At 52.7% G+C, this 2,731-nt stretch carries 2 rRNA genes (1 of these 2 only partly in view); both read right to left on the bottom strand.

What is annotated here, in order from left to right:
* Nucleotides 1-5: 5 nt before the first annotated feature.
* Nucleotides 6-118: ribosomal RNA gene (gene rrf, locus NOM55_RS17275) — 5S ribosomal RNA — on the bottom strand.
* 121 nt (nt 119-239) lie between these two features.
* Nucleotides 240-2,731, bottom strand: a 23S ribosomal RNA gene (locus tag NOM55_RS17270) (it continues 404 nt past the right edge of the window).

Genomic DNA, 2,731 nt, shown 5'->3' with positions numbered 1-2,731 from the left:
GGGGCGTCTGGCGGTGTCCTACTTTCACACAGGTATCTGCACTATCATCGGCGCTAAGGCGTTTCACGGTCCTGTTCGGAATGGGAAGGCGTGGGACCACCTCGCTATGGCCACCAGACATAAACTGTCACAAATCAAAGAAGCCTAGGCTGAGTCTGTCACTCAGCCGGTAGAAGATTTCGTATTCTGTATCGCGTTTCCGCTTTTGCTCCGCCTCTCGGCAAAGCCACTCAAATGATAGGATCAAGCCTCACGAGCAATTAGTATCGGTTAGCTTAACGCCTCACAGCGCTTCCACACCCGACCTATCAACGTCCTGGTCTCGAACGACTCTTCAGGGACCTCAAGGGCCCAGGGAAGTCTCATCTTCAGGCAAGTTTCCCGCTTAGATGCTTTCAGCGGTTATCTCTTCCGAACTTAGCTACCCGGCAATGCGACTGGCGTCACAACCGGTACACCAGAGGTTCGTCCACTCCGGTCCTCTCGTACTAGGAGCAGCCCCCGTCAAACTTCCAACGCCCACTGCAGATAGGGACCAAACTGTCTCACGACGTTTTGAACCCAGCTCACGTACCACTTTAAATGGCGAACAGCCATACCCTTGGGACCGGCTACAGCCCCAGGATGTGATGAGCCGACATCGAGGTGCCAAACTCCGCCGTCGATGTGAACTCTTGGGCGGAATCAGCCTGTTATCCCCGGAGTACCTTTTATCCGTTGAGCGATGGCCCTTCCATTCAGAACCACCGGATCACTATGTCCTGCTTTCGCACCTGCTCGACTTGTCGGTCTCGCAGTTAAGCTACCTTTTGCCATTGCACTATCAGCACGATTTCCGACCGTACCTAGGTAACCTTCGAACTCCTCCGTTACACTTTGGGAGGAGACCGCCCCAGTCAAACTGCCTACCATGCACTGTCCCCGATCCGGATCACGGACCAAGGTTAGAACCTCAAACACACCAGGGTGGTATTTCAAGGACGGCTCCATGAGAACTAGCGTTCCCACTTCATAGCCTCCCACCTATCCTACACAAGTCTGTTCAAAGTCCAATGCAAAGCTACAGTAAAGGTTCACGGGGTCTTTCCGTCTAGCAGCGGGTAGATTGCATCTTCACAAACATTTCAACTTCGCTGAGTCTCAGGAGGAGACAGTGTGGCCATCGTTACGCCATTCGTGCGGGTCGGAACTTACCCGACAAGGAATTTCGCTACCTTAGGACCGTTATAGTTACGGCCGCCGTTTACTGGGACTTCAGTCAAGAGCTTGCACCCCATCATTTAATCTTCCAGCACCGGGCAGGCGTCACTCCGTATACGTCCACTTTCGTGTTGGCACAGAGCTGTGTTTTTGATAAACAGTCGCAGCCACCTATTCTCTGCGACCTCTGCACGCTTCGTGAGCAAGTCACTACACACGCAGAGGCATACCTTCTCCCGAAGTTACGGTATCAATTTGCCGAGTTCCTTCTCCTGAGTTCTCTCAAGCGCCTTAGAATTCTCATCCTGCCCACCTGTGTCGGTTTGCGGTACGGTTCTTATGCAGCTGAAGCTTAGTGGCTTTTCCTGGAAGCGTGGTATCAGTCACTTCAGTTCCGTAGAACCTCGTTATCACCTCTCGACCTTAAGGTGCAGCGGATTTGCCTACCGCACCAGCCTACCGGCTTGAACCAACTATTCCAACAGTTGGCTGACCTAACCTTCTCCGTCCCCACATCGCACTGCATAAAAGTACGGGAATTTTAACCCGTTTCCCATCGACTACGCTTTTCAGCCTCGCCTTAGGGGCCGACTCACCCTACGCCGATGAACGTTGCGTAGGAAACCTTGGGCTTTCGGCGAGGGGGCTTTTCACCCCCTTTATCGCTACTCATGTCAGCATTCGCACTTCTGATATCTCCAGCAGGGTTTACACCACCACCTTCACAGACCTACAGAACGCTCCCCTACCACGGACACATTTGACTGTGCCCATCCGCAGCTTCGGTTATCAGTTTGAGCCCCGTTACATCTTCCGCGCAGGACGACTCGACCAGTGAGCTATTACGCTTTCTTTAAATGATGGCTGCTTCTAAGCCAACATCCTGGCTGTCTATGCCTTCCCACCTCGTTTACCACTTAACTGATCATTTGGGACCTTAGCTGGCGGTCTGGGTTGTTTCCCTCTTGACGATGGACGTTAGCACCCACCGTCTGTCTCCCATGCTTGCACTTTCCGGTATTCAGAGTTTGCCATGGTTTGGTAAATCGCAATGACCCCCTAGCCATAACAGTGCTTTACCCCCGGAAGTGATACATGAGGCACTACCTAAATAGTTTTCGGGGAGAACCAGCTATCTCCGAGTTTGTTTAGCCTTTCACCCCTATCCACAGCTCATCCCCTAGTTTTGCAACACTAGTGGGTTCGGACCTCCAGTGCGTGTTACCGCACCTTCATCCTGGCCATGGATAGATCACTCGGTTTCGGGTCTACACCCAGCGACTAAGACGCCCTATTCGGACTCGGTTTCCCTACGCCTCCCCTATTCGGTTAAGCTTGCCACTGAATGTAAGTCGCTGACCCATTATACAAAAGGTACGCAGTCACCCGTTTCCAGGCTCCCACTGTTTGTATGCATCCGGTTTCAGGTTCTATTTCACTCCCCTCCCGGGGTTCTTTTCGCCTTTCCCTCACGGTACTGGTTCACTATCGGTCGATCACGAGTATTTAGCCTTGGAGGATGGTCCCCCCA

The organism is Vogesella sp. AC12, from assembly GCF_024437575.1.
Taxonomy (GTDB): domain Bacteria; phylum Pseudomonadota; class Gammaproteobacteria; order Burkholderiales; family Chromobacteriaceae; genus Vogesella; species Vogesella indigofera.
This window is presented reverse-complemented; position numbering and strand designations above follow the sequence as displayed.